Origin of the sequence: Sphingomonas naphthae (assembly GCF_028607085.1) — a bacterium.
In the GTDB taxonomy this organism is placed as follows: domain Bacteria; phylum Pseudomonadota; class Alphaproteobacteria; order Sphingomonadales; family Sphingomonadaceae; genus Sphingomonas_Q; species Sphingomonas_Q naphthae.
The window spans coordinates 121,598-145,542 of record NZ_CP117411.1 but is presented as its reverse complement, the minus strand read 5'-3'; the positions used below and the strand labels follow the sequence as shown (position 1 = coordinate 145,542).

Annotated in this window: 17 protein-coding genes; 7 read left to right on the top strand and 10 right to left on the bottom strand. The window is 66.5% G+C overall.

What is annotated here, in order from left to right:
- Positions 1 to 85 precede the first annotated feature (85 nt).
- On the bottom strand, positions 86 to 2,377 hold the full coding sequence (locus PQ455_RS00700) for a TonB-dependent receptor (RefSeq protein ID WP_273688289.1): 2,292 nt from the start codon (positions 2,375 to 2,377) through the stop codon (positions 86 to 88).
- 276 nt (positions 2,378 to 2,653) lie between these two features.
- Between PQ455_RS00700 and PQ455_RS00695 the strand changes: the two genes are divergently transcribed.
- From PQ455_RS00695 to PQ455_RS00675, 5 genes are all read left to right on the top strand, one after another.
- On the top strand, positions 2,654 to 3,970 hold the full coding sequence (locus PQ455_RS00695; RefSeq protein WP_273688287.1) for a Rieske 2Fe-2S domain-containing protein: 1,317 nt from the start codon (positions 2,654 to 2,656) through the stop codon (positions 3,968 to 3,970).
- 157 nt (positions 3,971 to 4,127) lie between these two features.
- On the top strand, positions 4,128 to 5,060 hold the full coding sequence (locus PQ455_RS00690) for a PDR/VanB family oxidoreductase (protein WP_273688286.1): 933 nt from the start codon (positions 4,128 to 4,130) through the stop codon (positions 5,058 to 5,060).
- A gap of 314 nt (positions 5,061 to 5,374) precedes the next feature.
- Positions 5,375 to 6,715: an MFS transporter gene (locus PQ455_RS00685; protein ID WP_273688283.1), complete on the top strand. Its 1,341-nt coding sequence runs from the start codon at positions 5,375 to 5,377 to the stop codon at positions 6,713 to 6,715.
- 11 nt (positions 6,716 to 6,726) lie between these two features.
- Positions 6,727 to 8,355, top strand: coding sequence for a GMC family oxidoreductase (locus PQ455_RS00680; RefSeq protein WP_273688282.1), 1,629 nt, complete (start codon positions 6,727 to 6,729; stop codon positions 8,353 to 8,355).
- Between the two features lie 23 nt (positions 8,356 to 8,378).
- The gene (locus PQ455_RS00675; protein ID WP_273688281.1) at positions 8,379 to 9,863 is read left to right on the top strand and encodes an aldehyde dehydrogenase family protein; all 1,485 of its coding nucleotides are present in this window, start codon (positions 8,379 to 8,381) and stop codon (positions 9,861 to 9,863) included.
- A gap of 138 nt (positions 9,864 to 10,001) precedes the next feature.
- Here PQ455_RS00675 and PQ455_RS00670 read toward each other — a convergent pair whose 3' ends face one another.
- Positions 10,002 to 11,222 carry a LysR family transcriptional regulator gene (locus PQ455_RS00670; RefSeq protein WP_273688280.1) on the bottom strand — a complete coding sequence of 407 codons (1,221 nt, stop codon included), beginning with the start codon at positions 11,220 to 11,222 and terminating at the stop codon, positions 10,002 to 10,004.
- 178 nt (positions 11,223 to 11,400) lie between these two features.
- Here PQ455_RS00670 and PQ455_RS00665 point away from each other — a divergent pair, with 178 nt between their 5' ends.
- Entirely contained in the window at positions 11,401 to 12,537 is a 1,137-nt protein-coding gene (locus tag PQ455_RS00665) for an acyl-CoA dehydrogenase family protein (RefSeq protein ID WP_273688279.1), read from the top strand.
- A 69-nt stretch (positions 12,538 to 12,606) separates the two neighbouring features.
- Here PQ455_RS00665 and PQ455_RS00660 read toward each other — a convergent pair whose 3' ends face one another.
- The 7 genes from PQ455_RS00660 to PQ455_RS00630 all read right to left on the bottom strand — a co-directional run bounded on the left by PQ455_RS00660 (position 12,607) and on the right by PQ455_RS00630 (position 21,854).
- Entirely contained in the window at positions 12,607 to 13,800 is a 1,194-nt protein-coding gene (locus PQ455_RS00660) for a CaiB/BaiF CoA transferase family protein (RefSeq protein ID WP_273688278.1), read from the bottom strand.
- 105 nt (positions 13,801 to 13,905) lie between these two features.
- The gene (locus PQ455_RS00655) at positions 13,906 to 14,625 is read right to left on the bottom strand and encodes a FadR/GntR family transcriptional regulator (RefSeq protein ID WP_273688277.1); all 720 of its coding nucleotides are present in this window, start codon (positions 14,623 to 14,625) and stop codon (positions 13,906 to 13,908) included.
- 143 nt (positions 14,626 to 14,768) lie between these two features.
- On the bottom strand, positions 14,769 to 15,698 hold the full coding sequence (locus tag PQ455_RS00650; RefSeq protein ID WP_273688276.1) for an electron transfer flavoprotein subunit alpha/FixB family protein: 930 nt from the start codon (positions 15,696 to 15,698) through the stop codon (positions 14,769 to 14,771).
- Positions 15,695 to 16,444 (bottom strand): electron transfer flavoprotein subunit beta/FixA family protein, encoded by a 750-nt coding sequence (locus PQ455_RS00645; RefSeq protein ID WP_273688275.1) that lies wholly within the window; start codon positions 16,442 to 16,444, stop codon positions 15,695 to 15,697. Before PQ455_RS00645 ends, PQ455_RS00650 begins: the two co-directional genes overlap by 4 nt.
- Positions 16,445 to 16,556: 112 nt before the next feature.
- A complete protein-coding gene (locus PQ455_RS00640) occupies positions 16,557 to 17,960 on the bottom strand; it encodes an aldehyde dehydrogenase family protein (protein ID WP_273688274.1) in 1,404 nt (467 codons plus the stop codon).
- A 115-nt stretch (positions 17,961 to 18,075) separates the two neighbouring features.
- Entirely contained in the window at positions 18,076 to 20,448 is a 2,373-nt protein-coding gene (locus PQ455_RS00635; protein ID WP_273688272.1) for a TonB-dependent receptor, read from the bottom strand.
- Positions 20,449 to 20,552: 104 nt separating this feature from the next.
- Positions 20,553 to 21,854, bottom strand: coding sequence for a cytochrome P450 (locus PQ455_RS00630; RefSeq protein ID WP_273688270.1), 1,302 nt, complete (start codon positions 21,852 to 21,854; stop codon positions 20,553 to 20,555).
- Between the two features lie 155 nt (positions 21,855 to 22,009).
- Here PQ455_RS00630 and PQ455_RS00625 point away from each other — a divergent pair, with 155 nt between their 5' ends.
- Positions 22,010 to 23,110 carry an NAD(P)-dependent alcohol dehydrogenase gene (locus PQ455_RS00625; RefSeq protein ID WP_273688268.1) on the top strand — a complete coding sequence of 367 codons (1,101 nt, stop codon included), beginning with the start codon at positions 22,010 to 22,012 and terminating at the stop codon, positions 23,108 to 23,110.
- Here the strand turns inward: PQ455_RS00625 and PQ455_RS00620 are convergent.
- On the bottom strand, positions 23,049 to 23,837 hold the full coding sequence (locus PQ455_RS00620; protein ID WP_273688266.1) for a MerR family transcriptional regulator: 789 nt from the start codon (positions 23,835 to 23,837) through the stop codon (positions 23,049 to 23,051). The genes PQ455_RS00625 and PQ455_RS00620 overlap by 62 nt on opposite strands.
- Positions 23,838 to 23,945 lie beyond the last annotated feature (108 nt).

Genomic DNA, 23,945 nt, shown 5'->3' with positions numbered 1-23,945 from the left:
GATCCTGAACTGGGCGGGAGAACAAAAAAAGGGGAGAGGAACGTGGGGGACACGCTCCTCTCCCCCAGGCTTCGGGAGTGAAGGCTTACTTCTTGAAGGACATCGTCACGCCGAAGGTGCGCGGCGTGTTGGTGAAGATCTTCCAATAGGTCGTGCCGTTGCCGGGACGCGCCAGGAAGGCGGTGATGTCGTCGGCATGGAGGATCTGGTAATTGTTGGTCAGATTCTTGACCCAGGCGCCGATGCTCCACTTGCCGTTCGGCTCGTCATAGGTGAGGCGCGCGTTGACGGTGCGGCCGCGCGTATCGTCCTTCAGGTTCGGGTAGAGGCGCAGCGAATTGGCGTCGTCGGTCGAGATGCGGGTCGAGTAATTGAAGTCGGCCTGCGGGGTGATCGATCCGCCATTGGCCATCTTCGCCTGATAGCTCGCCGCCCAGCTGAAGGCATGGCGCGGCGCGTATTTCGCCGGATTGCCCGAATAGTCCGCCGTCACCAGCGGATCCTTCAGCGAGGTATATTCGCCCTTCAGGTAGGTGTAGTTGAAGTTGATGCGCAGGCCGGTGACCGGACGGAAAACCGATTCCAGCTCGGCGCCCTTCATCAGCAAAGTGCCGTTGTAGGTGTGGGCGATGCCGCCCGCGCCCGAGAAGTTCTGGAGGTTCTTGGTTTCCTGACGGAAGACCGAGAGGTTGACGTCAACCTTGTTGTCCAGGAAGCGGCTCTTGATGCCGGCTTCGTAATTCTGGGCCTTTTCGGGGTCGAGCGGAATGGTCGGATTGCGATAGGCGTTGTCGACGAAGCCGCCGCTCTTGAAGCCCTTCGCATAGGTCGCGTACAGATTGACCGCCTCGACCGGCTTCCACTTGGCGGTGAAGCGCGGCGTGAAGGCCTTCCACGTCTTGCCGCCCGAAGCGAAGACCTCGCCGGGGAAGCCGAAGCCCGCGATCACGCCCGGATCGGTGTTCGAGAAAGCGTGATAGTCGATCTTCTTGCGATCGGTGGTGTAGCGGCCGCCGGCGACCAGCGCGATCGTGTCGGTCACGTTGAAGGTCGCCTCACCGAAGATCGCGAAGCTGCGGACGTTGCCGTCCTGCACGCGATTGATGTTGGTGATCGAGGGGTTGTTGCGGACGGCGGCGCCCGTCGCGCTGCCCGGCAGCGGGCTGTAGAAGAAATAGTTGGTCGTCGAGACGTCGGCCGACAGATAATAAGCGCCGACGACATAGGACAGGCGGCTCGGCGCGGAGGCGAAGCGGACTTCCTGCGTGAAGCTGCGATTCTTCACGTCCTGCGCGCGGCCGAACACCGGGGTCACCGTGCCGACGGGCACGTCGTCGTTCAGCGCGTAGCTGTTATTCATGCGATAGCCGCTGATCGCGGTCAGCGTGCCGCCAGCAACATCCAGGTCGCCGCGCAGATAGGTGCCGCGCAGCCGCTGGTGGAAGGGCGAGGTCGCGTAATCGTTGTTCGTCCACTTGTCGTTCGTGAAATTGCCGAACGTGGCGGGCACCACCTGATTGCCGCCGATGCCGAGCGCGATCGCCCCGCCATTGCCGCTGGTGTAGCTATAGTCGCCGGCCAGCACGATCTTCAGCGTGTCGGTCGGGCGGAACAACAATTTGCCGCGCACGGCATAGCTGTCGAGATCGCCATAGCGGCCGCGCTGGTTGGGCGTCTTGATGAGGCCATCGGACCGCTCGGTGCTGAACGCGACGCGCGCGGCGACCTTATCCTCGGACAGGACGGTGTTGTAGGCGCCCTCGGTGCGCAGATAGCCGCGATTGCCGCCGGTGATCTGGCCGTAATAATCCTCGTCCATCGTCGGGTTGTTGGTGATGACGGCGATGGCGCCGCCCACCACGTTGCGGCCGAACAGGGTGCCCTGCGGCCCGCGCAGCAGCTCGACGCGGCTGACATCGTAGAAGTTCGAGTTCAGATCGTTGTTGAAGACGTAATAAACGTCGTCGACGAAGAAGGCGACCGGCGTGTCGAGCGTGGCGGTGCGGAACGTGGAGACGTTGCCGCGGATGGCGACGATCGACAGCGACTTGTCGGCGGTGTTGATCGTGATGCCGGGCACGGTCTGCACCAGCGCGGTCGGGCTGAACACCTGTTGCAGGCGCAGCTGCTCGCCACCGAAGGCCGCGATCGAGAAGGGCACTTCGCGCACGGTCGATTCGCGGCGCTGCGCGGTCACGATGATGTCGCCGGCGACTTCGGTGCTGGCGGGTGCGGCGGCGACGTCGGACGGCGCGGTGGTGGCGGTCGGCGCCGGCTGGGCCGTCATGGCGGGCGCCGTCGTCTGTGCTTGGGCCTGCGCGGCCAGCACGAGCGCGAGAGCGCCGATGGCCGAACGGGTGGCGAAAATGGTGTGCACCAATGGTCTCCCCTCATCTAAAATGGGCGGCTTCGAGGTCCGCTTCCGGCGGCGAAAGACAGCATCCGGCCGATGCGCGCAAGGGGGCCTGAACACACTATCCCGGTTATTGAATGGCGCGACACGCTTTCCGATCGATTGCGGGGCTTCATCCATCTAGGCGCTGGGTAGGCTATCCCCTATTGCGACAGGGCACGGCAAGCGGCCGGCGGGCCGGCTGCGAAGCCCGGCATCGACGATCGCGCCCCATGAATAAGCAAGTGGAAAGATCCTGAAATGCAGTCCACCGACAGTAATGACATGACCCGTGTCGGCCCCGGCACGGTGATGGGTAATTTCATGCGGCAATATTGGATGCCGGCCGCCCTCTCGTCCGAGGTGAAGGCCGATGGCGATCCCGTCCGCCTGCTCATCATGTGCGAAAAGCTGATCGCCTTCCGCGACAGCTCCGGCCGGGTCGGCATCATGGATCACCGCTGCCCGCATCGCTGCGCCTCGCTGTTCATCGGCCGCAACGAGGAGAACGGCATCCGCTGCGTCTATCACGGCTGGAAGTTCGACGTGGACGGCAAGTGCGTCGACATGCCGAGCGTGCCCGCCCGCATGGATTTCAAGGAAAAGGTCCATGCCAAGGCGTACAAGACCCACGAGGCCAATGGCCTGATCTGGGTCTATATGGGCGAAAACCAGGCGAGCCCCCCGCCCCTGCCGCAGATCGAGGCGACGATGGAGGCGGACGCGGAGATCTGGTGCCTCCAGCGCGACTGCAACTGGCTCCAGGCGCTGGAAGGCGACATCGACACCAGCCACGTCGGCTTCCTGCATGTCGGCGGCATCGAGGCGGACGATCTGGAGGAAGATCATCCGATGCGCCCGACCATCCTGAACCGCGCGCCCGAATATGAAGTCGCGCAGTCCGACTGGGGCGTGATGTACGGCGGCTATCGCCCGAACGACGACGGCCAGATGAGCTGGCGCATCGCCCATTACATGTTCCCCTTCTGGACGCAGACGCCGAACAACCGCTTCGTCAGCCGCGCGATCGCCCGCGCCTGGGTACCGATGGACGACACGCATTCGATGCTGTTCGACATCACCTGCGGCGTGGACGCGGGCAACCCGGCCTATAATTCGACGCTGAAGGACGGCACGCCGCTGTACGACACGATCAAATACGCGCCCAACACGACCGACTGGTTCGGCCGCTGGCGTTCGGCCGACAGCGAAGCGAACGACTGGGCGATCGACCGCGAATCGCAGCGCAACGGCCACCAGTTCACCGGCATCCCCAACATCACGATGCAGGATCAGGCCGTGACCGAGAGCATGGGGCCGATCACCGACCACAGCTTCGAGAACCTGGCGCCGACCGACCAGATGATCGCCCGTGTGCGCCGCCGCGTGCTGCTGGCGGCGCGCGCGCTGGCCAACAAGGGCGTCACCCCGCCGGGGGTGGAGGATCCCTCGATTTTCTACCGCGCGCGCGCCGGCTCGTTCCTGCACGATCCCGCCGATACGCTGATGGGCGCCTATGAGAGCGCGCTCGCCAAGGCGGTGCGCTGGCCGATCAAGGAAACCGAAGCGGCCGAGTGAGTTTCGCCGCGGCCGGCGCGATCCATGCGCCGGCCGCTCATTCCACCACCACGGGACAACAACAGGTGACGAACCGAGTTGAGCTGGAGGCCGCCTGCCGATCCATGGCCGGCGCGACGCTTCATCATCATACGCGACGCACCGGACGGAGAGGCTGATGCGCGCGATTTTGAGGAACATCCGCTGGGAAGCGGAGGGGATCAACAGCTATCTGCTGTATCCGATGCCGGGCGAGGTCTTCCCCCCCTTCGAGCCGGGCGCGCATGTCGACGTGCAGCTCTCGCCGGGGCTGGCGCGCAGCTATTCGCTGGTCAACGACCCCGCGATCCGCGGCTATTACGAGATCGCCGTGCATCACGCGATCGACGGCCGGGGCGGATCGAAGCATATCCACGAACAGTGGCGCGTGGGCCAGGTGCTGGAGATTTCGGCGCCGAAGAACAATTTCCCGATGGACGAGAGCGCCGGCCATACCGTGCTGGTCGCCGGCGGCATCGGCATCACCCCGATGCTGCCGATGATCGCGCGTCTGGAGAAACTGAAGAAGAGCTGGGAGCTGCACTATGTCGCGGCGACGCCCGATCGCGCGGCCTATGTCGATCGCGTCGAGGAATATCCGCAGGTGGAGATCGCCTATGACGGCGTGCCCGGCGGCCAGCGGCTCGACCTGAAGGCGATCTGCGGCCGCGCGCCGGCCGACGCGCACCTTTATTGCTGCGGCCCGACGGGGATGCTCGAGGCCTTCGTCGCGATCAACGCCGATCGGCCCAAGGGCCATGCCCATATCGAATATTTCTCGGCCGAGACCGAACTGGCGACCGAGGGCGGCTATGCGCTGGACTGCGTGCGCAGCAAGAAGCGCATCGTCGTCGAGGAAGGCGAGACCATGCTCGACGCGATGCTGAGCGCCGGCATCGATGTGGGCTTCGCCTGCTCGGAGGGCATCTGCGGCACCTGTCAGGTCAAGGTGCTGGACGGCATCCCCGACCATCGCGACCATTTCCTCACTGAAGACGAAAAGGCCGAGAACAAGTCGATCATGGTCTGTTGTTCGGGTTCGAAGTCCGCCACGCTCGTTCTGGACATCTGATCGCATCTGCGAAGGCGTCCGGTACTTCGACTATATTGACGATCAGGCAACAGAAGGGATGGTCTGACGGAGCTACCGCTTCCAACCGCCCCGCGCCATTTGTGCGGCGCAGCAACGCGGATCGAGCTCATCCCTGTTTTTGAATGGTGCGACCTTTATCCTTATGGGCCGCCGGTACGTGGGCGGCCTAAGACGATCGTAAACGCGGGCTTATGGCGGCCCACCGATCGAAAGGCGCCGCCCGATGCGCCACGATCGCCCCGGCAACCGGCCGGCAGGACAATGCAGAGAGGACGATGGCGTTGGCGCAATCCGTGACGATAGAGACTGCGCCGGGGTTGCTGGACGATCTGCCTTTGTCCGCCTTTCAGGTGTGGGCGGTGCTGATGGCCGCCGCGACCGTCGTGCTCGACGGGCTCGACAATCAGATGCTCGGCCTCGCCGCGCCGTCGCTCATCAAGGAATGGGGCGTCGCCAAGGAATCGCTGGGCGTGGTGTTCGCCTTCGGCTTCGTCGGCATGGCGTTCGGCACGCTCACCTCGGGCTGGATGGGCGACCGCTTCGGGCGGCGCGGGGCGCTGATCTTCGGCGTCGCGGTGTTCGGCATCGCCACGCTCGCCACCGGCTTCGCGACCGATCTCACGCAGGTCGGCGTGCTGCGGACGCTGGCCGGTGTCGGCCTCGGCGGCATCCCCGGCACCGCCTCGGCGATGATCGCGGAGTTCACGCCCCCCAAATGGCGCAGTGTCGCGGTCACCTTCGGCGTGGTGTGCGTGTCGATCGGCGGTATCCTCGGCGGGGTCGCGGCGGCATTGATCCTGCCCGAACTCGGCTGGCGCTGGCTCTTCTATCTCGGCGGCGGCATTTCGGTGCTGTTCGTCGCCGTGCTGCATTTCCTGATGCCGGAAAGCCCGCGCTATCTGGCAGGCCGGCCCGAGCGTGGGCCGGAGTTGACCGCGATGCTGCGCCGCATCGGCCATCCCGATCCGGCGAACGTCCACCTGCCCACGCTCGACAGACCGACGCCCGCATTCGTGCCGATGCGCGCGCTGGTCGGCCCGGCGCTGCTGCGCGACACGCTCGCGCTGGCGGTCGCGATGTTCTCGGGCATGTTCATGATCTACCTGATGTTCAACTGGGCGCCGACCCTGCTGTTCAGCGAGGGCTTCACGCTCGCCACCGCCAGTTCGGGGCTCACCAGCTTCAACATCGGCGGCACGATCGGGGCGATGTGCGCCTCGCTCGCGATCATCCGCTTCGGATCGCGCGGCACTCTGGTCGTGATGGCGCTGGCGGGCACGGCGGCCTGCGTGTTCCTCGCCCTGCTGCCGATCTCCGGCGCGCGCAACGAGGGGGCGTTGCTCGCCGGCCTCGGCGCGCTCGGCCTGTCGGCCAGCGCCGCGCAATCGGCGATGTTCGCGGTGGGCGCCCACGCCTTCCCCACCGCCGTGCGGGCGCGCGGGCTCGGCCTGATGGGCGCCTCCGGCCGGATCGGCGCGGTGCTGAGCGCGCTGATGGGCGCGCTGCTGATCGGCCACGGCAATCTCGGTTTCTTCGGCACGCTGGCCGTGCTGATGTTCGTCAATGCGATCGGCTTCGTCGCGGTGCGGGGGCATATTCCCCGGCTCGTGCGACAGACCGCCATCCCGATCTGAGGGTAGAGATGATGCACGACAGTTTCGATTATATCGTCATCGGATCGGGCTCCGCCGGCAGCGTGATGGCCAACCGCCTGTCGGCCGATCCGGCGGTGCGGGTGGCGCTGATCGAGGCTGGCCCCTCCGATCGCAAATTCCCGACCAGCCTCAAGACGCGGCTGCCGGTCGGCAACATCTTCCTGCTGCCCCACGCCAAATATAATTGGCAGCATATGCTCAGCGGCAACGACGCGGTCGGCAACCGCCAGATCGGCTTTCCGCGCGGCAAGATGTTCGGCGGATGCAGCTCGATCAACGGCGGGGTCTATATCCGGGGCGACGCCGCCGATTACGACGCCTGGGGCGCGGCGGGCAACGAGGGCTGGTCGTACGACGAGGTGCTGCCCGCCTTCCGCGCGCTGGAGAATTACGCGGGCGGGCCGAACGAATATCACGGCGCCGGCGGCGAGCTGGACGTGCAGAAGCCGCGCCAGTTCAACCCGCTGGCGCGCGCCTTCGTCGAGGCGGCGGCGCAGGCCGGCCATCGCCGCAACCAGGATTTCGCGGGCGACCATCAGGACGGCTTCGGCCAGTATGATCTGAACCAGCGCAACGGCATCCGCCTGTCCAGCTCGCGCGCGTTCCTTCACCCCGCGCTCAAGCGCCCCAACCTCAGCGTGTTCGACGAGACGATGGTCAACCGGATCGTCCTCGATCGCGGCCGGGCGGTGGCGATCGAGGTGGTGCATCAGGGCCAGCAGAAATTGCTGCGCGCCGGCCATGAGATCGTGCTGTGCGCCGGCGCGATCAATTCGCCGCAATTGCTGATGTTGTCGGGCATCGGCCCCGACGCGCAGCTGCGCGCGCTGGGCATTCCCGTGCATCAGCCGCTGGAGGGCGTCGGCGCCAACCTCCAGGATCACCCGACCGTCCATATCTCGGTCGAGAATCCCACGGCCGAATCCTACGCCCTGTCCGCCCGCGCCCTGCCGCGCATCGCGCTCAGCCCGTTGCGCTATCTGCTGCGCGGCGACGGCATGCTCGCCTCCAACGTGGCCGAGGCGGGCGGCTTCGTCTCGACCGACGGCAGCGGGCGGCCGGATATCCAGATGACCTTCCTCGTCGGCCTGAAGGCCAATGCGCGGGTCATCCCTTCCGACCATGGCTATATGATCCTGACGCAGCTGCTGCGTCCGCTCAGCGTCGGCTCGGTCAAGCTCGCCAGCGCGCGGCCGCAGGACAAGCCGGTGATCGACCCCAATTTCTTCGCCCATCGCGAAGATATGGACACGCTGATCCGGGGCTTCCGCGAAGCGCGGCGCATCACCCAGCAGCCGGCGCTGGCCGCTCTGTCGGGCGCCGAGATCGAGCCCGGCGCGGCCGCCCAGAGCGATGCCGAGATCGAGGCGGCGCTGCGCAAGATCGTCAACACCGCCTACCACCCCACCGGCACCTGCAAGATGGGGCCGGACGACGATCCCATGGCGGTGGTGGATCATCGCCTGCGGGTGCGCGGCGTATCGGGCCTGCGCGTGGTCGATGCGTCGGTGATGCCCAGCATCATCAGCGGCAACACCAGCGCGCCCACGATGATGATCGCCCAGCGGGCCGCGCAATTCATCCGCGAAGACAGCGCCAAATCGAACATCGCCGCCTGACCGGCGACCTGACGGAGAGTATCATGGAACTTGGCAAGATCGTCCGCCCGGCCTTCCTCGACCGGATCGAGCAGGACATGCTGATCGGTGGCCAGCGCGTCCCCGCGCTGTCGGGCAAGCGTTTCGAGACGCGCAATCCCGCGACCGGCGAATTGCTCGCGCAGGTGGCGGAGGGTGCTGAGGCCGACGTCGACCGCGCCGTCGCCGCCGCGCGCAAGGCGCTGACCGGCCCGTGGAGCAGGCTGAAGCCCGCCGAGCGGCAGAAGATCATGCTGCGGCTGGCCGATCTGGTGGAGGCGCATTTCGACGAATTGGCGATGCTCGACACGCTCGACATCGGCTCGCCCTTGTCGCGCAGCACGCTCGGCCGCGCGCGCGCCGGCGCGCTGCTGCGCTATTATGCGGGCCAGGTGACCACCATCCATGGCGAGACGCTGCCCAATTCGGCCGCCGGCGACGTGCTGTCGCACACGCTGAAGGAGCCGATGGGCGTGGTCGCGGCGATCAACCCGTGGAACGGGCCGGTCGGCATGTCGGTGTGGAAAGCCGGGCCGGTGCTGGCCAGCGGCTGTACGATGGTGATGAAGCCCGCCGAACAATCGCCGCTGTCGGCGCTGCGCTTCGGCGAATTGTGCCTGGAAGCGGGCGTGCCGGAGGGCGTCATCAACGTCGTCACCGGGCTGGGCGCGGTCGGCGCGGCGCTGTCGTCGCATCCGGGCGTGGACAAGATCTCCTTCACCGGATCGACCGGCGTGGGCGAGAAGATCATCCGCGCCGCCGCCTCGACGATGAAGCGCGTCACCGTCGAACTGGGCGGCAAATCGCCCAATATCGTGTTCGCCGATGCCGATCTCGACAAGGCGGTGCCCGCCGCCGCGACCGCCGTGTTCGCCAATTCGGGCCAGATCTGCTCGGCCGGCACGCGCCTGTTCGTGCAATCCTCGATCCGCGAGGAGTTCATGGAGCGGCTCGCGGCCTATACCCGCACCATCAAGGTCGGCGATCCGCTCGATCCCGAAACCGCGATCGGCCCGGTCGTATCGAGCCAGCAGATGGAGAAGATCCTCGGCTATATCGACGTCGGCGGCAAGGAAGGCGCCACCGCGCTCGTCGGCGGCCGGCGGATGAGCGGCGACTATCACGACAAGGGCTTCTTCATCGAACCGACCATCTTCGACGGCGTCGAGGACAGCATGACGATCGCACGGGAGGAAATCTTCGGCCCCGTCCTGTCCGCTTTCAGCTTCGACACGGCCGAGGAAGTGCTGGAGCGCGCCAACGCCACCGAATTCGGCCTGGCCAGCGGCGTCTGGACCCGCGATCTCTCGACCGCGCACCGCATGGCACGCGGCATCCGCGCGGGATCGGTATGGATCAATTGCTACCAGATGCTCGACCCGGCGGTGCCGTTCGGCGGCTATGGCGTCAGCGGCTTCGGGCGCGAATCCGGCATCCACCACATCGAGGATTATCTCGAGACCAAGGCGGTCTGGATCAAGCTGGATTGAGGGCCTTCAATCCTCCCCTGCAAGGGGAGGTGGCAGCCCGTCAGGGCTGACGGAGGGGTATCGCGCCATCGAGAGCGGGTCACCCCTCCACCATCGGCTGCGCCGATGGTCCCCCTCCCCTTGCAGGGGAGGATTTCCTTACACCCAGCCCAGCATTCGCGCGTCGGGGTCGTTCTCGCGCGCGGTCGTGCCCACCTCGCCCAGCAGTTCGATGAAGCGGCGTTGCATCGCCGTCGGGCGCCAGCTGCGGCGGGTGGTGATGCCGATCATGCGGGTGCTCTCTGCGAGCGGCGGGCCGACGCGGGCGAGCAGCCCGAGACGGATCTGCAACGCCACCTGATCGGGCGACAGCAGGGTGAGGAAATTGCCCTCGGTCAGCAGCCGGCCGATGATCATAACCGATCCGCATTCGATCGGCGTGGCGGGCAGCGGCCGCCCCTCGAACAATCGCTCCCAGATGCCGCGCAGCGGCGTGTTCGCCGGCGGGACGATCCAGGGATAGGAGGCCAGCACATCGAGCGAGGGCATGTCCGGCCCGGCGAGCGGATGCTGGCTGCCGACCGCGATCACCAGCCGATCCTCGTAGAGCGGCACCTGATGCAGATCGGTGATGTCGAACGGCCGCACCGCGCCGACGATCAGGTCGATCCGCCCGTCGCGCAGCGGCTCCACCAGTTCGCGCCAGCTGCCTTCTACCACCTCGAAGCGCGATTGCGGCTGCTCCTGCGCCAGCCGCGCCATGGCGGCGGGCACCAGGAAGGGGCGCGACAGCGGCAGCGCGCCGAAAGCGATCAGCTCACCCGCCGTCTCCAGCCCCAGCTCGGCCAGCGCCGCGTTGAGTTCGCCCACCGCCAGCCGGATCCCGCGCGACAGGCGCTTGCCCGCCGCGTTGAGCCACACGCCGCGCCCGCGCCGCTCGACCAGTTCGCCGCCGATCACCTGTTCCAGATCGCCGACCGCGCGGTGGACGGCGGTCTGCGACAGGCCGGTGCCGTGCGCGGCGGCGGTGAAGCTGCCCGCCTCGGCCAGCGCAAGGAAGGCGCGCAGCTGGGTCATCGTCATCAGCCGCTCGGGATGCTGGAACACCCGCGTCAGCCCCTTGGCGCCGCCCGCCAGATGATCGATCGCCGCGCGCACGCGATCGACGACGATGCGGCCGACGGGCGTCACCACCATGCCCCCCGATCGCCGCTCGAACAGGACATAGCCGAACTGGCGCTCGATCTTGGCGAGGCCCTGCGTCAGCGCCGGTTGCGAGAGGCTCACCACGTCGGCGGCGGTGGTGATGCTGCCATGCTCCTCGATGGCGAGCAAGGCGCGCAGATGACGCAGATTCAGGTCGAACGGATCAGTCGCCACGGGCGAGCCCCTTCGATGCCCCGGCCGGTGCCGGAATGGGCGCGGATGTCGTTCGTCGCATCGTCGTCACCTTGCCGATCCTATCCCGCTTTTCCAATTGGACGTCCTGGTTTTTGAAAGGTAGGACCATTCAGTTAGCGCAAGCGAGGCGCGAGCGGAAGCTGGGAAAGGATCATCCGTGGATTTTGAGCTGCCCGACGAGGTCAAGGAATTTTGCGACGTCACGCGCGACATCGTGCGCGACCTGCTGCCTTACGAGCTGGAGTTTCAGGAAACCGGCAAGGTGCCGCCGATCGTGCGCCAGACGCTGATCGACAACGGCTATTTCGGCCTGGGCCTGCCGGAAGAATATGGCGGCCTGGGCATGGGCGCGCTGGCGCAATGCGCGGTGCAGATCGAGCTTGCCCGCCTCCCCCCGCAATTCTGGACCGAGTTGCGCCCGCTGATGGGGCCGGGCGCCAAGAATATCCTCAACCACGGCACGCCGGAGCAGAAGGCGCGGCTGATCCCCGGCATGGTCGACGGCACCATCCCGATCGCCTTCGCGCTGACCGAGCCGCATTGCGGTTCCGATCTCGCCTCGATGCGCACCACCGCCGTGCGGCAGGGCAAAGGCTGGGTCATCAACGGCAGCAAGACCTATATTTCCAACGGCAAGAACGCCAAGGAAGTGATCGTCTACGCCTACACCGACAAATCGGCCGGGCGTAAGGGCATCTCCGCTTTCCTGATGAACGCCGAGACGCCGGGCTATTCGATCGACGGGACGATCCCGCTGATGGGCACCGCCACGCCGGGCGTGTACGAAATGTCGTTCAACGAATGTTTCGTGCCGGCCGACGCGCTGCTGGGCGAGGAAGGCGCGGCGTTCGGTTATGCGCTGGAGGGGCTGAACGAGGGCCGCCTCAACGTCGGCGCGACGGCGGTCGGCATGGGTGAATATGCGCTTGAACTGGCGATCGACCAAGCCAAGACGCGCCCGGCCTTCGGCGGCGTCATCGCCGATTTCCAGGCGATCCGCCATTATATCGCGACGATGGCGACCGACATGCGCGCCGCGCGCCTGATCCTGCTCGACGCCTGCTGGCGCTACGATCAGGGCGAGAAGCGCCGCGAACTGGCCTCGATGGCCAAGCTGTTCGCGACCGAGGCGGGCAGCCGCACGGTCGACACGGCGGTGCAGATCTTCGGCGGTTCGGGCTATTGCCGCGGCTTCGCGGTGGAGCGGATGTACCGCGATATCCGCATCACGCGGATCTACGAGGGCTCGACCGAAATCCAGAAGAACACGATCGCGCGCGAACTGCTGCGCTGATCGACCGGGCGGAGGGGGCGGGCAGGCCCCCTCCGTTTTCTATCCTCCCCCTGGCGGGGGAGGACTTTTTTATCCCAACGCGCCCGATGCGCGCAGCGCGGTGATCGCGGGCTCGTCGAGGCCCAGTTCCGCCGCCAGCACCTCGCCGCCATGTTCGCCGAGCCCAGCGACCAGATCGCGCGCCTCCGTCCGCGAGGCCGACATGCGGAACGGCGGGTTGGTCACGCGATATTCGCCCGCCGCGTCGCTGATCGTGGCGAAGGCGCCGCGCGCCGCCATCTGCGGATCGTCCAGCAATTCCGCCACCTCGCGATAGCGCGCGCACGGCACGCCATGCTGGGAGAGGATGCGCTCGGCCTCCAGCGCCGGCCGCTCGATCGTCCATTCCTCGGCCAGCGCCAGTAGGGTCGCCCAATTGGCGTTGCGATCGGCATTGGTGCGGAAGCGGGGATCGTCCCGCCATTCGGGATGGCCGACGGCATCGGCGAGCTGCTCGAAATTGCGCGGGCTGGTCGGCGCCACCATGATGAAGCCGTCGCTCGTCTTGAGGGGCGTGTAGATCGGGCGGCGGGGCGCGGGAAATTGCGCCTGCTGGGTCTCGAACACCAGCATGCCCGTCATCGCCTCCATCATCGACAGATCGATAAACTGGCCCCGCCCGGTCTTTTCGCGCTGGTAGAGCGCCGCCTGGATCGCACCGAAGGCATGGGTGCCGCCCAGCACGTCGGCGATGAAGATGCCGCTGTTGGCCGGGCGATCGGCCGCGCCGTCCTGATAATCCATATTGACCATGTCGAAGCCGCTGGAGGCGTGAACGACGGGCGCATAGGCCGGATCGAGCGCGCGCGGCCCGGTCTGGCCATAGCCCGAGATCGAGCAATAGATCAGGCGTGGGTTGATCTTCGACAGCGCCGCGTAATCGAGGCCCAGCCGCTTCATCACGCCGGGGCGGAAATTCTCCATCACCACGTCGAAGCGCGGCACCATCCCCTCGATCAGCGCCACCGCGTCGGGCGATTTCAGGTTGAGCGCGATGCTGCGCTTGCCGGCGTTGAGGTGGCCGAAATAGGTGCTGTGCCCCTCACGCAGCGGCGGGCGGGCGCGCACCTGATCGCCCTCCATCGATTCCACCTTGATGACGTCGGCACCCAGATCGGCGAGCATCCGCGTGGCATAGGGCCCGGCCATCACCGCCGAGAAATCGAGCACGCGCACGCCGGCCAGCGCATCCTGCATCGGTGAAACGCCGAGATCGTCGGTCACGCAAATTCCTCCCCATTTCAATTGGTCCGGTCACGCAAATTCCTCCCCATTTCAATTGGTCCTACCAATAGATATGGGCGCGCCCGTGTCAACGGCGTGGCAGCGTCAAAGGCGGTCGGCGAGCTGGCCTTTCACGTTGCGGCGAACGTGATCGTGGACTCGTTCGAGATGTTCGCGCATCTCGGTCGCGGCTGCATCCGCATCGCCCGCGCGCAGATGGGCGACGAGGCGCAGGCGGGAGTCGATCAGCGATTCCTGCAACGTCTCGTAATCCGGCCCGCGCACGAATTGCTGGAGGATCGAGGAGAGCGAATCGACGAAGATGCCGAAGATGCGGTTGCCCGTCGCCCGCGCCAGCACCTTGTAATAAGCGATCGCGCATTGGTAGCGCGCGGCGACATCGGACACTGTCTGGGTCGCGGCGGCGATCTCCTCCAGCTCGACCAGATCGGCCTCGCTGGCGCGCGCGCAGGCGAGGCGGACGATCACGTCCTGCATCGCGATCCGCGCCTCGGTGAGTTCGCGGAGCGTGATGTCGCCCAGGCTGACGTAGTCCTGCATCGCCTGCACGATCCGGTCGGGCGCGGCCTCCTGTACGAAGGCGCCGCCCTTCACCCCCTTCAGGTTGCGCAGGATGCCGGCGACTTCCAGACTGCGCAGCGCCTCGCGCAGCGCGCTGCGGCTGACCTGGAATTGCGCCGCCAGTTCGCGCTCGGCGGGCAATTTGTCGCCGGGCTTGAGCGCGCCCGTCGCCAGATCGTTGCGGATCCGCTCACAGATGATCTCGAACGCGCGCTGGGTCTTGCCGGAGGGTTTGCTGGCCATGATCTTAAATGGCGCGCGGAGAGCCACCGGAGCAAGGCGAAATCATATTCGACATGTGCTCCTGCGGAAGCGGGAGCCCAGGGTCACACGCGCTGCGTTCTGAACCCTGGGCTCCGGCATTCGCCGGAGCACGGATCGAGCGATCAGAGCTTGCCGGTGAGTTCCGGTACGATCTTGAACAGGTCGCCGACGAGGCCGATGTCGGCGACCTGGAAGATCGGGGCGTCCTCGTCCTTGTTGATGGCGATGATGGTCTTGCTGTCCTTCATGCCGGCGAGGTGCTGGATCGCGCCCGAGATGCCGATGGCGACATACACTTCCGGCGCCACGATCTTGCCGGTCTGGCCGACCTGATAGTCGTTCGGCGCATAGCCCGCGTCGACCGCCGCGCGGGAGGCGCCGACACCGGCGCCCAGTCTGTCGGCCAGCGGATCGATGACGGCGTGGAACTGCTCTTCCGAGCCTAGCGCGCGGCCGCCCGAGACGATGATCTTCGCCGAGGTCAGCTCCGGCCGCTCCGACTTGGCGATCTCGGCGCCCGCGAAGGTCGACAGACCGCTGTCGCCCGCGCCCGTGACGGCCTCGACACTGGCCGAGCCACCCTCGCGGCCCGCCTTGTCGAACGCCGTGCCGCGCACGGTGATGACCTTCTTCGCATCGCTCGACTTGACGGTGGCGATGGCGTTGCCGGCGTAGATCGGCCGGGTGAAGGTGTCGGCGCTCTCGACCGAGAGGATATCGCTGATCTGCATCACATCGAGCAAAGCCGCGACGCGCGGGGCGATGTTCTTGCCGTTGGAGGTCGCCGGCGCCACGAAGGCGTCGTGGTCGCCCATCAGGCCCACCACCAGCGGCGCGACATTCTCCGGCAGCGCGTGCGCATAGGCCGCATCGTCGGCGAGCAGCACCCTGGCGACGCCCGCGATCTTGCCGGCGGCATCGGCGACGGCGGCGACGCCCTCGCCCGCGACCAGCGCATGGACGTCGCCCAGCTTCGCGGCGGCGGTGACGGCCGACAGGGTGGCGTCCTTCACGGCGCCGCCATCATGCTCGACCCAGACGAGGACGCTCATGCCGCCACTCCCATATTCTTCAGTTTCGCCACCAGTTCATCCACATCGGCGACCTTGACGCCGGCGACCCGCTTGGGGGGCTCGACCACCGTCACCGTCGTGAGACGCGGGGTCACGTCCACGCCGTAATCGGCGGGGGTCTTCTGCGCCAAGGGCTTGGACTTGGCCTTCATGATGTTCGGCAGGCTGGCATAGCGCGGCTCGTTGAGGCGCAGGTCGGTCGTCACGATGGCCGGCAGCGCCAGCGTCACCGTCTCGAGCCCGCCATCGACCTCGCGCGTCACCGACACTTGCTCGCCCGACACCTCGACCTTCGAGGCGAAAGTGCCCTGCGGCCGCCCGGTCAGCGCCGCCAGCATCTGGCCGGTCTGGTTGCTGTCGTCGTCGATCGCCTGCTTGCCCAGGATCACCAGACCCGGCTGCTCCTCGTCGACGATGCCCTTCAGGATCTTGGCCACCGCCAGCGGCTCGACATCGCCCTCGTTCACCACCAGGATCGCGCGATCCGCACCCATCGCCAGCGCCGTGCGCAGCGTCTCCTGCGCCTTGGCCACCCCGATCGACACCGCCACGACTTCCGTCGCGACACCCTTCTCGCGCAGCCGGATCGCCTCTTCCATCGCAATCTCGTCGAACGGGTTCATCGACATCTTCACGTTCGCCAGATCGACGCCCGAACCGTCCATCTTCACGCGCGGCTTCACATTGTAATCGATCACCCGCTTCACGGGCACCAATACCTTCATCACGAACCCTCTCGATCACGCTTGTCCATCGCCGCCACGCTGAGCGCGCGGCGGCGTGAAATTCAAATACGAAAAGCGTGTCGCCATAATGCGCGGCGCCGGGCGCCCCGCCTCACCGCTTGGCGATATTGATGATCTTGGCCTGGGTGAATTCCTTCATGCCGTCCACACCCTGCTCGCGGCCGAGGCCGGATTGCTTGGCCCCGCCGAAGGGGATGTCGAACGGCATGTCGAGGTGCTTGTTCACCCACACCGTGCCCGAATGGATGCGCAGCGCGACCGCCATTCCGCGATCGGGATCGCTGGTCCAGATCGTGCCGCCGAGGCCGAAATCGCTGTCGTTGGCGCGGGCGATCACCTCGTCGAGATCGTCGTAGGCCAGCACCGGGAAGACCGGGCCGAACTGCTCCTCGCGCACGAGGCGGGCATCGTCGGGCAGGTCGCGGATGACGGTAGGGGCGATGAAATAGCCGTCGCGGCCCAGCGGCTCGCCGCCGACGACGACCCGGCCCTCGGACTTGGCCTCGTCGATCAGCGCCAGCACCTTGTCATATTGCGCCTTGTTCTGCACCGGGCCGATCGTGGCGCCCTGGTTGAGCCCGTCGTCGACCACCGCTTCGGCGCCCAGCCGCGCGAATTCGGCGCACAGCGCGTCCATCATCGGCCGGGGGGCGTAGACGCGCTTGACCGCGAGGCACACCTGGCCGGCGTTGATCATCGCCGCGTCGAACACCTTGGGCGCGACGGTCTTCACATCGGCATCGTCGAGGATGATCGCGGCATCGTTGCCGCCCAGTTCGAGGGTGAGGCGCTTGAGCGTGCCGGCCGCGCTCGCCATTACCCGCTTGCCGGTGGCGGTCGATCCGGTGAAGCTGACCTTGGCGACATCGGGATGATCGGTGAGGCGCGCGCCCAGATCATTGGCGTCGACGATCACGTTCAGCACGCCCGGTGGCAGGATATCCGCCGCCAGCTCGCCGAACAGAGCGGTGGTGAGCGGGGTCGAGGGGGCGGGCTTGGCGACCATCGTGTTGCCGATCGCGAGCGCGGGGGCGAGCTTCAGCATCAGTAGGATGATCGGGAAATTCCAGGGCGTGATGGCGGCGATCACGCCGAGCGGGATGCGCTGCTCGACGATCTTCTCCTGCTCGGTTTCGCGGATCAGTTCGATCGGCAGATCCTGCGCGGCGAAATAGCGCAGCGCCGCCACGGTGCCGCCGATCTCGAACTGCGCCTGCGGGGTCGGCTTGCCCTGTTCGCGGGTGAGGAGCGTGCAGAATTCGGCGAAGCGCGCCTCCATCGCATCGGCCAGCCGCTCCAGATAGACGCGCCGCTCGGCATGGGGCAGCGCCGACCAGGCGGGGAACGCCCGCTTCGCCGCCGCGACCGCCTCGTCGAGCTGCGCCGCATCGGCGCGCGCGCACGTCTCGAACACCGCGCCGGTCGCCGGATCGATCACGTCGAGCGTCGCGGCGCCATCGACCAGCTTACCGTCGATCAGGAGCTTGTAGGCCATGCTGTTCCATCCTTGTGGCAGGAGAGGCCGGGCTCCCGATAAGCCAGTCATCGGCCTGAAATCCAAAAAAAGAGGCGCCGGCCGGGTGCGGAAGGCCGGCGCCCAGGGGAGGCGATCAGAAGCGGGCGGAGACCGAAGCGCCGAAGGTGCGCGGCCGGCCGGCGAAGCGGACGGTCGTGTCGGTCACGCGGGTCGCATTGTTCCAGTAATATTTGTCGAACAGGTTCCGCACGAACAGGGACACGCGGTATTTCCTGTCGTCGATGTTGGCGCCGGCACGCAGATCGACCAGCGCATAATCCTCGATCTTGAGGCCGCCGCGCGCGCTCAGATCGGCCGAGGGGGTGAGGCGCGAATTGCCCAGCACCGCCTTGGTCGCGCTCTGGTAGGAGAGGTTGACGCCGATGAAGGGCGACACCCGGCCACCCGCCGACCAATCATATTGCACGTCCGCCACGCCCTGAAACTTGGGGGTGTAGGGGAAGGCCGATCCGCCGAAATTCCGCACGTTTCCGTAGGAATCGTAATTCTGGAAATCGCCGCGGATCTTCGTTTCGATATAGGTCGCGGCGAGGCTGAAATTGAGGCCGCGTACCGGCGTCACGTCGAACTGGATCTCGCCGCCCTTGACCGAGGATTTGGGCACGTTGACCAGCGCCTCCAGCGGCCCGAACACGTCGGGATTGGCGACCACGCGGCCCTTCAGCTGCTTGTCGCGATAATCGTAGTAGAAGAGCGCGCCGTTGAGCTGGGCGCGCCGCCCGATCTTGGCCTTCACGCCGGTTTCGTAGGCGATCACCGATTCCTGCGTGACGGGGTTGAACTGGTTGGCGTCGCTGGCCGACAGGATCGGGAAGCTGCCCGATTTATAGCCGCGGCTGGCCGAGAGGTAGAGCAGCAGATCGCGGTTCGGCTTGAAATCGACGCCAGCCCGCCAGGAGACATTGTCCTCCTTCAGGGTGCGCCGCACCTCACCCACGGTGAGCGTGCTGGCGTCGATCGTCACGCAGGTGCCGGCCGGGATCTGGATCGGCGCGAGGCCGGCGCCGCCCCGGATGAAGTTGACCAGATTCTGGATGCCCTGCCCCAGCCGGAAACCCAGATCGGCGGTACAGCCGGCGAAGTCGATCTTGGTATCGGTATAGCGCACGCCGCCGTGCAGGGTCACCTTGTCGCCGATGTCGTAATCCAGATTGGCGAAGGCCGCCTTGTTGGTGAATTTCTGGTTGCCATACTGATAGTAAGTGAAGAACGGCACGGGGCTGACCCCGGCATCGACCAGCTGATAGGCCGAGGTGGCATCGGTGTAGGGGCCGGAATTGTCCTGCTGGTTGGCCTTGTCGCGAGCATAGTTGCCGCCGACGATCACGTTCAGGTCACCGAACTTGCCCGCCAGCCGCAGTTCCTGCGAGAAGGAGGTGATCTTGCCGACGGTGTTGTAGAAATAATCGCGCAGCGCCACGCCGTCGGGATCGAGATCGGTATCGTGATGATAGCGCGAATAAGCCGTGATCGACGTGGCGGTGATCGCGTCGGACAGATCGACGTCGCCGCGCAGCGACGCCTGGTAGAACCAGTTATCGCGCTTGGGCTCCTGCCCGATCGACCAGTCCGCGTCGCGATTGTTCTCGGGCGCGCGGGGATAGGTCGCCAGCGCACCGAGCCGGGCCGGATTGCCGAGCGGCACCACGCCGATCAGCTGCGCCGCCTGCCCGTCGCTCTTGTCGACGAAGCCGTTGAGGTTGAGTTCGAACGACACGGTATCGCTCGGTCGGAAATCGAGCAGGACGCGCCCGGTGGTGAAGTTGCTGCCGCCCAACTTGTCCTTTCGGGTGTAGCTGCGCTGCCAGTCGCCGCCCTGTTCGGTGCGGGCGGAGACGCGCGCGGTCAGCGTGTCGGAGATCGGCCCCGAGACGAAGCCGCCCAATTGCACCTGCCCGAAATTGTCGATGCCCGCGTCCACGCCGGCCTTGGCCACGCGGGTCGGCTTGGCGGCGATATAGTTGATCGCGCCGCCGGTTGAGTTGGAGCCGAACAATGTGCCCTGCGGCCCCTTCAGCACCTCGACCCGCTCCAGATCGAGCGTGGCGCCGCGCGTGAGGATCGAAAAGGCCATCGGCACCTGATCGAGATAGACGCTGACCGTCGATTTGGCGGCGAGGCTGGTGTCGTAGAAGCCGATGCCGCGCAGCGTGTAGACCGGCGTGGCATAGGCGCTCTCGGTATAGGAGAAGCCGGGGACGATCTTGCCCAGATCGCTCACGTCCTTGACGCCCTGGCTGGCGAGCTTGTCGCCCGAGGCGGCGGTGATCGACAGCGGCACGTCGTTCAGCGCCTGCTCGCGCTTCTGCGCGGTGACGATGATCTCGGCCAGGCCGTCGTCGCTGGCCGCACCGGGGGCGGGCGGCGCGGTCTGCGCGGACGCGGCGGTCGCCGCCATCAGCCCCAGCAACGAGACGCCGAACAGACCTTGCACCTTGGCTTTCATGACAAACCCTCCTTTATTGGTCGCCCGATCCTTGTCGCCGGGTCGATCCTGTCCTGAACATGCGATGCGCCCCGCCCTTCAGCCGAAGAGCGGCGCGGGTTTCCTCATTTTTTCCTGAAGCGGATCGGCAATTTCTTGTAGCCGCCAACGAAATTGGTCTCGACCATCTTGGGCGCGCCCGCCAGTTCGACGGATTCGAGGTGCGGCATCAGCTCCTCGAACAGGACGCGCATCTCCAGCTTGGCGAGATGCTGGCCGAGACACATGTGCGGGCCGAAGCCGAAGGCGATGTGGCTGTTGGGCGTGCGCCGCACATCGAACGTGTCGGGATCGGTGAAGACGTCCTCGTCGCGGCAGCCCGAGGGGTAGCACATCATCAGCCGGTCCATCGCGCCGATCGACTGGCCGCGCACCTCGGTATCGGCGGTGGCGTTGCGCATGAAATGCTTGACCGGGCAGGCCCAGCGCAGCGCCTCCTCGATCATCGGCTTGATCATCGCCGGATCGGCTTTGACGATGTCGAACTGGCCGGCGAAGCTCGCCATGCCGTGCATCCCGCCTGCCGTGGTGGACGAGGTGGTGTCGTGCCCGGCGGTGGCGATGGCGACATAATAGCCGTTGGCTTCCTCGCGCGGGATGGGCTTACCGTTCACCTGCGAATTGGCGATCAGCGAAAGCAGATCGTCGGTCGGGTTGCGGCGCCGCTCGGCGCTCAGATCGTCGAAATAGCCGTAGAAGTCCTGCAACGAGGCATACCACATCTTGGCCGCCGCCACGGGATCGTCGATCATCTCGGGGCGCTGCTCCTCGGGATCGTGGACCCCGAAGAATTCCTGCGTCAGCTTCAGCATGCGCGGTTCGTCCTCGGGCGGCACGCCGAACAGGGTCATGATGACGCGCAGCGGATAATGCAGCGCGAAATCCTGCACGAAATCGCATTCGCCATCGAAGCTGAGCAGATGATCGACCGACCGGCGCGCCAGCACGCGGATCTGTTCCTCCAGCTTGGAGATGCGGCCGGGCAGGAACCAGTTGGAGGTGATCGAGCGGAACGCGCCATGTTCGGGCGGGTCCATATAGGTGAGCGAGGAGATCACCCGCAGCGACCCGTTATTCATCGATCGGGTGAAGGCGTCGCCCGCCTGCGTCGTCAGCACGGCATTGTGATCGCCGCTGTGGAACAGCTTGGCGTCGCGCTCGATCAGCTTGATGTCGGCGTTCTTGGTGACGATCCAGAGCGGGTCGTAGCCATCCACCTCGGCGATCCCGAGCGGCATATTCTCCCGCAGCCATTTGAACGCCGGGTAGATGACCTTGTCGTCGGCGTAGGATTTCGGCGCGATCACGATCTGCGCGATGTCGTCGGGAATCTTGGGCCGCGACGGGGCCGTAATGAGCGTTGCCATGGTATCCCTCTCGAACCGTGCCGCATCTGTGCGGTCATCGTTACGTATTGCGTTAATGCAATACGTAAGTCAGAGAAGAAGTCGCTGTCAAAGGGAAAATGGTCGGACCTAACGATCGCCCGGCGACGGCCCGAGACGACAGGAGAGGAGAGAGCATGAAGATTTCCGCCGCCGTGGTGCGCGAAGCCGGCGCGCCGTTCGCCATCGAGACGCTGTCGCTGGAGGAGCCCCGCGCCGACGAGGTCCGCGTGCGGATCGTGGCGACCGGCCTGTGCCACACCGATCTGGTGGTGCGCGATCAGGTGCTGCCGACGCCCCTGCCCGCCGTGCTGGGCCATGAGGGCGCGGGCATCGTCGAGGCGGTGGGCGCCGACGTCACCGATCTGAAGGTCGGCGATCCGGTCGTGCTGGGTTTCGCCGCCTGCCGCGAATGCACGCCCTGCCGCGCGGGCGAGCCATCCTATTGCGCCCATTTCGCCGCGCTCAACTTCGGCGGCTGCCGCGATGACGGGTCGGTCGCGCTGGCGGATGCGGCGGCGCCGGTCTCCAGCCATTTCTTCGGCCAATCCTCCTTCGCCACCCATGCGCTGGTCGCCGCGAAGAATGTCGTGAAGGTGCCCGCCGATGCCCCGCTCGACATCCTCGGGCCGCTCGGCTGCGGGCTGATGACGGGCGCGGGCGCGATCCTCAACACGCTCGCGGTGCAGGCCGGCCAGTCGGTGCTGGTCAGCGGCGGCGGGCCGGTCGGGCTGGCCGGGGTGATGGCGGCGGCCTCCGCCGCCGCCGGGACGATCATCCTGGTCGATCCGCTCGAATCACGCCGCACGCTGGCGCTGGAGCTGGGCGCGACCCATGCGATCGATCCGATGGCCGGCCCGCTCGGCGATCAGGTCCGCGCGATCCTGCCTGAAGGCGTCGCCCGCATCCTCGAAACGTCGGGCAACACCGGCGCGATCGAGCAGTCGGTGGGTGTGCTCGGCGCGCGCGGGCGGCTGGCGATGGTCGGCGTGCCCAAGACGCTCGACGCCACCATCACGATCGCCGCGTTGCCGCTGGTGTCCCTCGGTGCCTCGATCTGCGGCGTGACCGAGGGCGACGCCGATCCGCGCAGCTTCATCCCCCACCTGATCGCGCTCCATCGCGAGGGACGATTCCCGTTCGACCGGCTCATCACCCGCTATCCGCTGGCCGAGATCAATTCGGCGATCGCGGACCAATATGCCGGGGTTTGCGTGAAGGCCGTTCTGACGATGTGACCGGGGCCAGACCGGGCGGGGGCAGCACCGTCTCCGCCACCTGCCCGGTCCGGATGTTACGCATGAATTCCTTGCGGCGCAGCAGGCCGAAGAAGTTGAGCATCAGCGGCAGCGCGCGTTCGATCATGGCCGCCGCCGCCTCCTCGCCGATCATCCCCTCGGTGCGATCGAGGAAGGTCCGCGCCTCCCACCCCGCCACGAATCGCGCCGCCTCGACATAGAAATCGAGCATCTTCGGGCTGAAATCGAGATCCTCGAGGAAGCCGACCTTGCGCATCTCGCCCCAGATCGACACCAGTTCGGCATCGGTGAGCGTGACGGCATCGCCGCCATCATCGTCCGCCTCGATCCTCAGCACGCCCACGCTCGCAAGCGCCCGCGCGTCGCGCCGGGCGTGCGGATAGCGCGCCGCCAGCGCCGCCAGCGTGACGAGATGCTCGTCCAGCCCGACCCGCGCCGAGACGAGCTGCTCCAGATGGGTGAAGACGTTGGCGCTGACCCTTTGGTCCGCCGCGTCGCCGCTCAGCAGCGCCTTGATCTGCGGCAGGGTCAGCCGGCTGTCGGTCTGCAACCGGCGCACGGCGTTGATCGCCTGCACATGCTCCTCGCCATAATCCGCCACCGTCTTGCGCGGCCGCACCGGCGGAGGGATTAGCTCATGGCGCAGATAGACGCGGATCGTCTCGCGATGGACCCCGGTCCGCTCCTCCAGCTCGCGCATCTTCATGCGCCAGCTAGAGCATGCGTATCCCCATACCGCAACTCACCTTCGCGGTGGTGGGGGACGGGATCGATGCGCGCGGCATCGGATGGTCTTTCATGAAAAAAGGGGCGC